Origin of the sequence: Pseudomonas cuatrocienegasensis (assembly GCF_900110925.1) — a bacterium.
Lineage (GTDB): Bacteria > Pseudomonadota > Gammaproteobacteria > Pseudomonadales > Pseudomonadaceae > Aquipseudomonas > Aquipseudomonas cuatrocienegasensis.
This window is the reverse complement of the sequence record NZ_FOFP01000040.1, coordinates 1-6,539: the sequence shown is the minus strand read 5'-3', so window position 1 is coordinate 6,539 and position 6,539 is coordinate 1. Positions and strand designations below refer to the sequence as shown.

The 6,539-nt window shown below is 56.0% G+C and carries 4 protein-coding genes and 3 pseudogenes; 5 read left to right on the top strand and 2 right to left on the bottom strand.

The genetic code is table 11. The features are described 5' to 3' along the window. The 4 genes and pseudogenes from BMW49_RS24255 to BMW49_RS24745 form a co-directional block, all read left to right on the top strand. Positions 1-3,912: pseudogene (locus BMW49_RS24255) on the top strand (hemagglutinin repeat-containing protein); the annotation flags it as partial. Position 3,913: 1 nt separating this feature from the next. Next, positions 3,914-4,270, top strand: coding sequence for a DUF3969 family protein (locus BMW49_RS24250; protein ID WP_069522583.1), 357 nt, complete (start codon positions 3,914-3,916; stop codon positions 4,268-4,270). A 24-nt stretch (positions 4,271-4,294) separates the two neighbouring features. Then, positions 4,295-4,483 (top strand): deaminase, encoded by a 189-nt coding sequence (locus BMW49_RS25790; RefSeq protein WP_482822339.1) that lies wholly within the window; start codon positions 4,295-4,297, stop codon positions 4,481-4,483. Positions 4,484-4,492: 9 nt separating this feature from the next. Beyond that, positions 4,493-4,876 (top strand): hypothetical protein, encoded by a 384-nt coding sequence (locus BMW49_RS24745; protein WP_139133883.1) that lies wholly within the window; start codon positions 4,493-4,495, stop codon positions 4,874-4,876. Positions 4,877-4,918: 42 nt separating this feature from the next. Here BMW49_RS24745 and BMW49_RS24245 read toward each other — a convergent pair. Next, positions 4,919-5,254 (bottom strand): annotated as a pseudogene (locus BMW49_RS24245) (IS4 family transposase); the annotation flags it as partial. A 212-nt stretch (positions 5,255-5,466) separates the two neighbouring features. Then, positions 5,467-5,970: a BRO-N domain-containing protein gene (locus tag BMW49_RS24240; RefSeq protein WP_069522579.1), complete on the bottom strand. Its 504-nt coding sequence runs from the start codon at positions 5,968-5,970 to the stop codon at positions 5,467-5,469. A 319-nt stretch (positions 5,971-6,289) separates the two neighbouring features. On the opposite strand from BMW49_RS24240, the pseudogene BMW49_RS24235 reads away from it, so the two are divergent. Then, positions 6,290-6,539, top strand: a pseudogene (locus BMW49_RS24235) (hypothetical protein); the annotation flags it as partial.

The window sequence follows — 6,539 nt, the reverse complement described above, 5'->3', positions numbered from 1 at the left end:
CGCGACCTCAGCGCCATCGCCAGCCAACTCGACGCCCGCCGCGACCTCGCGATGGAAGCCGGTGGCGACGTACTGCTGGCCTCGGCGGCGAACGAAGATCACTTCTATTCAAGAAGTAAAAAGGTCACCCGCAGCACCGATAAAGTCGTTCAGCAGTCCACCACCGTTCAGGCAGGACGAGATATTTCGATTGCTGCCAATGAGGATCTGACTCTGGTGGCCAGCCAGGTCAAAGCCGGTAATAACGTCTCGCTGGATGCCGAGCAGGACATCAACATCCTCTCGGCCAAAGATGAGAGCGCTTCTTTCTACTTCAAGAAAAAGAAAGGCTCGTTTGGCCGTAGCAGCAGCAAGCAGAAGGAAAAATACGACAGCACCAACATTGCCTCGGTGGTCGAAGCCGGTAATGACCTGACCCTCAACGCCAGCAAACCCGCAGACGGCGGTATGAGCATCGACGGCGGCCGTGATGTGACCATCATCGGCAGCCAGCTCCAGGCCGGCGGTGATCTGCTGGTCGGCGCGACTGGCGATGTTGCCGTGCTCTCGGGTGTCGAGGAGCACGGTTCCTACAGCAAGAAAACCAAGTCCGGTTTCCTTGGCCTGTCCAAAAGCGGCAAGAGTCAGCTCAAGACCACGGCCAGCTAGGTCGCGAGCGAACTCGATGCAGATAATGACGTGGTGATCGCCGCTGGCAACGATATCCGCCTGCGTGCCAGCGAAACCAGCGCCGGAAACGATCTTGAACTGCGCGCCGGGCTGGTCAACGATACCGGCGATATCAACCTGGTGTCGGCCAACGACAAGGCCTACAGCCTGACCGAGCAGTACAAGAAAAAAGTCGGTCTGTCCGCGTCGGGCGGTTTCGTTTCCATCGCCTCGGCCAAGGAAGCGGGTAAGGAGGCCCAGAGCAGCACCAGCGTTGGTAGCCAAGTGACGGCGGATCGCGATGCGGCCCTGCAAGCCGAGCGCGATATCAATGTGATCGGCAGTGGCATCAGTGCCGGACGTAACCTCAGCCTGGACGCCGGGCGCGATGTGAATGTCGTGGCGGCCGAGAACAGCAGTGCGCAACGCGACTGGGAAAAGAACAAGCAGGTCGGTATCGGTGTTTCCGGCGATGACAACGGCGTCAGCGTTTTCGTCGGTGCCGAGCGTATTCAGGAAAAGAACCGCCAGCTACGCGAAACCGCCGCTGCCAGCCAGCTCAGCGCCGGCCGCGATCTGGATATCGCGGCCGGGCGCGATATCAACCAGACCGGCTCCGATCTGCTGGCCTTGAACGACATCAACCTGCAGGCCGGGCGCGATATCAAGATTGATGCCGCCCGTGAAGCACAGTTGCTTGAGCAACAGCGCTCGGAGGAGCGCCAGGGCCTTGGCGTTACTGTCAACCACAACTTCGGCAACACCAAAGAGGCTGCAAGCAACGCCGGCAAGGGCGATAACGGCGTCAGTCAGGCGTCCAGCACGCTCAGAGCTGTGGACTCCATCAGTCAATTCCTCAGCGGGCCTACCGCCGATGTGCGCCTGGGCAACTCCAAGCAGAGCAGCAGCCAGCAGTACAGCGAGCAGAGCAACCGTTCATCGAGCTTCAGCGCGGGCAATGACCTCAACCTGCAGGCCAACAACGATGTGACCGTGAAAGGCGGCCAGCTCGATGCCGGTCGAGATATCAACATCAAAGGTCGTGATGTAACCCTTGATGTGGCTCGGGGCAATGTGGCTCAGGAATCTGAACAGAGCCAGAGTTGGGCAGGTATTCAGGGCGGCACCAGCGGTGGCCTCAAGCTCGGTATCGGCGGCAGCCGTGGTCTGGCGAGTGAAGACGGCACACAGGGTACCTCCACCGCCACGCAGCTCGCGGCGGGTCGCGACATCAATATGCAGGCCAGCAACGACCTGAGCCTCATCGGCAGCCAAGCTCAGGCCGGTCGGGACATTGACCTCAAAGCAGGCAATGACCTCGACATCCGGGCAGTGCAGAACGCCAGCCGCAGCGAAAGCGAGCGCCGTAGCGCGGGTGGCGAAGTGGGGCTAAGCGTCAGTCCGCAAGGCGTAGGCCCCTACGTTAGCGCCAACCTGGGTAAAGGGCAGTTGGAGCGTGTGGGCCAGCGGCAGCAGGAGGCGTACCTGTATGCCGGTGATCGACTGAGCTTCAGCAGTGGCGAGGACACCCGCATCGCCGGTGCCGTCTTACGCGGTGACGAAGTCATCGGCCAGGTAGGCGGCGACCTGAGCCTGTCCTCCCTGCCGGATACCGGCAGCGTAAAAGGCAAGGAATTCGACCTGAGCGGCACCGTGTCGATGACCGGTATTAGCGGCTCTATCGGTGCCGGTAAGACCACAGGCAATACCAACTGGGTGCAAGAGCAGACCAGTATTACGGCCAGAGACCGGTTGGATATCCGCACGGAAAACCACACCCAGATCGACGGCGCGCTCATCGCCTCCGACACCGGCAACCTGAAACTCGATACCGACACCCTGGGCTACAGCGATATCGCCGGTCAGGATAAAGAGCGTGCCTACTACCTCAATGTGGGCGGCAGCTTAGGCCTGGGCGGCGGTACCCCGCAGGACGCCAGCCAGGTGGGCAAGGGAGAGCAGGGTGCAAATGGCTGGAGCATCGAAGGCTACAACTACGAAAGGGACCGCGAACAAATCGTCCGTGCCACCGTGGGTGCAGGGGACATCGTCGCACGCAGCGATGCCGAAACCGGAGAAGACTCCACCGCCGGGCTTAACCGCGATGTGAGCAAGGCCTATGAAATCACCAAGGACAAGGAAGAGCGCACTGATTTGTATGTGAGCAAGTCGTCGGTGGAGGCGGTGGGGTCTCCCATAGAGACTCTACAAAGCTGGAAGAATGATGCTAAGAACTATGGCGACAGCAGCGAGGAAACCATAGCAAGCATTGGTAAGCTGGTTGCCGCCGCTTCAAGTGTTGCAGAAGGTCGCAGCCTTGATGAGATACAGCTTCAACAACAGGGAATTGAAGCGTTAAGGCAGGCAAACAAAGCTTTAGAGAAGTTAAGTAAAGGCGATTCAGATCAGAAGATTGTGGCCGCTAACTTTTTACTGGGGATGATTACTGGCGGAGTTGAAACGGCTCAGAGCCAAGCCACGGCAGCTGCGATTGCTCAACTTGCTGATCGCAACCCTGAGAGTGCGTTGAGGGCTGTGGAGCTTATATTCGTACTCCAAGGTAACCAGAATAATACGCAGCAAAATCTGTTGCCCCTTCTCGCGATACCTCTTTATCAAGCGCTAGGCGCTGCCCTTTTGGTCGGAGCGGCAGCAACACCGGAGGTCCAGAAAGGCCTAGGTACGGCAGTGAATGCGGTGATGGAGGCCTCGGGGAACGTTACTGCAAACGTTCAGGATCAACTGCGTTTATCTGCGGAGCTGTGGACGCTTGTCGTAGGAACCACGTTTCCAATACATGAGCTTGACCCAAAATACGGGACACTGGTAAACCCCGTCGTTGACCTCGATGGTCGGAATCCAGCAAGCGGAGGCTATGCTGAAGGGGGTGGGATTATTTCAACCCCCAATACGGGAGGTAACCAGCTAGACGGACAGCAAGGAGGCGCGAGCTATACAAATCCGGAACATCAGCTGAATCCGGGGAATATGTATAGCGACTCGGGTATTAACAATGTATACGACTCGATTCGCCAAGCACCTAAATTCCCTAGCGGCTTCAAGGAGTCCGTAGGCGGTACTACTAAGCATGCGGTGAATAATCCAGACGTTCTATCTGCGTTGCGGGATGTTGAGTCAGGAAAGTGGCAAAAGATTTATAAGGATGGATATGATGCAAATGGAAATAAAGTCTCCATCCATTATTTCCAGAGTAAAAGTGGCAAGGTGTTTGATGTAAAAGTGAAAGATAACTGGAGTAACTAATATGAGTGAGGGAAGGATTGCGTTTGAGGTCCTGCAGGGTATTCAGGCATCTAAATTCGTGGCGGTACACTGCATTGGGTTGTTGGTCTCCTTGAGGGATGGTTATATTTCTTTAGATGAGTTCGCCAGGTTCTTTTTGCCTAGGATGGTTAAGTATCTTAGAGAGGAAGAAGTTGACTCTGAAGTGGTAGATCTGGTTTGCTTGGGATGTGAGTTGGAAGATGTTAAAAGCTTGGTTCCTGATAGGTTTGGCGATAACATAAATATATTGTTGTTGGGTTTTTCTAAATATCTATCGGGGTGCGAAGGTTCTGATTTTGTTGATGTAAAACTAAAAAAAATAAAGGGGTCGGAGTGAATATAGGAACTAAAGGAGTAATCAATGGGGTCGGTGTTTCAAATTAAACAGCAAGGGATTAATGTGGTTGGGCAGAGTTTAACTTTATACGTTGATCGCCAGCCATGTCGGGCCTGCGATCAAAATGGTGGCATTAGGTCGATGGTGCGTCAGCTAGGGCTTAGGGAGCTTTCAGTTGTTGGCCCAGATGGAGTCGTAGTGATACGGCCTTAAGGAGGATAAATGAAGTTGTTTATTGATTATAGAGTTGCTAATAAAAGTAGTGATGTTGAACTAGAGTGTCATGAGGTTGAGCACGCTCTTGCAGCACTGAGAAGATTAAATGGGCGCGAGCATACGCTTTTGAGCATTGAGCGCAGTGATGGGTGGCAGCTGTGTGTGGGAGGGGGCGGGGCTGGATTTGTTATTACTCTTAGCTCCCAAAGTGATGAAAATTTAACCTTATTAAACTCAGGTGGGGATGTAGGTGGCGTAGTAGAGCTTTGTGCTGGTGGTCAGTTCTCTGATTTTTCACGAAGTATTGTTGTTGGCGAAGATCAGGCTTCTAAAGCTATTTGCAGTTTCTTTTTAGAGTCGGAGATGGATTTGAGTTGGGCGCGCGACTGAAAAGAAAAAATAGGGGACAGGCCCTGAGGCTTCCCCTCAAATCTACCCAAGATCTTGGGCCTGTTGATGCACCTCTTGGCGCAGGGCAAGCTCGATATTGATGAGGCTGGCGGGCTCTTCTTCTTGGCCGTAGCGATACAAATATTCAACACCTAATCGCCACAGTGATAAGGCCCGCTTGCGCTCAATGCTGTTGCTTTGAAAGCGCTGTTCATAGCCTGCCAGGCGGGCCTTCAATCCCAGCAAAAAAACTAAGTAGTTAGCCAGCGCGGCAATCAACAAGAGGATTTCAATTCGTTCGGCGCAGCGACTGCGGTGCAGGTTTAAACCAAAGCCTAAATGCTCACTTTTGACGTCTCGGAAGCCTTCTTCGATTTGAATCAATGGGGTCAATCAATGGGGTCAGTGTCATTGGTTCTGGTTGGTTTCTAGATTTTCGAAGAGAGACCACGAAAATCTCCCGCTCTTTAAAAACATCAAGTATTAGGGGCAGACCACGATTAACTTCCAGTAAACCGTGGCCCGCCCCCACTTTCTTTAATGTCTACCGTGCAAGGGCGAACGGCCCCAGGCCCGCCCGCCGACTAGCCTCAGCGCAACCAGCGCGCCAGCAAGTTGGCCCTCGTGTTCTCCTTACCAGTTGCGCGGCCTTGGGCGAACGCGGGCAGGGCCTGCAAGGGTATCCACAACTCGCCTTGCCATTCCAGAAGGCTGATTCGCCGCGCATCCCACGTCATCAGGCTGCGGCGCGGTGAGCTGGTGGCCGGGCTTTGCGCATCGCGCAGGGTCGGGAGCACGTCCTGGGTTAGCCAGCGGCGCAGGTTGCGGTTTTCTGGGTGGGTGAAGCGGCACAGCGCACGATAAATACCGGATTCGCTGATGATGCTCAGCTTTTCCTCGCCGCCGGCATGGGCGATGTGCACGCTGTCGATTTGGTCGTCGTCCATCGAATGACAGATGCGTTCAGGATGACGATGGCCCATCAACAAGCCGATGTCGCGTGCGACGAACCAGGGCTGGTTGTCTATCATAAGGCCGCGCAGAGGACGGTTGTAGCGGTGAAATGTGAGGGGGGTAAAGGCTTCGTTATGCATGGTGGAGCTCCGTTAGTCGATTCAGGAGCTGCCGCCCATGTCGCCAAACATGGGTGGCAGACCGCGCAGGGTTGGCGAGCCGGCTAACGGGAACCGACAGACCCGAGGGTCTCCCCACGCGGCCTGCCATAAAGCATCGCAGTTGAAAAACTGCTTGCGCACGGATGCATACAAAGAGCGTTCGCCGCCTTTGCTACACCTATCGGCGCTACCGCGCCCGTTTTCGGGTCGCCAAACCCGGCCACGGGATTGACCGTGACCGGCGCAGGATAGGCTGGGGGGTAGGGAAGGGCAAGGGGCGAACTGATGCGGCCATTGCCGCTACCTGATGGACAACGCCCTCGCCAGCAGGATGCCCTCGGCCTGAGCCTGAGCGCCGAACAAGTCGCGGCCCTGACCCACGACATCGTCTGGCTGGAAGAGCACGAGGTCAACGGCGAGAAGGTGCTGGTGCCGGTGCTCTACCTGGCCCAGGCCGAAGGCCGCCTGGCCGCCAACGGCGCCTTGATCCAGGGCCGCGACGTAACCCTGATCAGCGGCGGTGAGCTGCTTAACCAAGGCACCCTGCG

Bases quoted from the DNA above. Each gene is read 5' to 3' on its own strand.
- BMW49_RS24240 (WP_069522579.1), bottom strand. From the start codon at position 5,970: ATGCATAACGAAGCCTTTACCCCCCTCACATTTCACCGCTACAACCGT.
- BMW49_RS24745 (WP_139133883.1), top strand. From the start codon at position 4,493: ATGAAGTTGTTTATTGATTATAGAGTTGCTAATAAAAGTAGTGATGTT.
- BMW49_RS24250 (WP_069522583.1), top strand. From the start codon at position 3,914: ATGAGTGAGGGAAGGATTGCGTTTGAGGTCCTGCAGGGTATTCAGGCA.
- BMW49_RS25790 (WP_482822339.1), top strand. From the start codon at position 4,295: ATGGGGTCGGTGTTTCAAATTAAACAGCAAGGGATTAATGTGGTTGGG.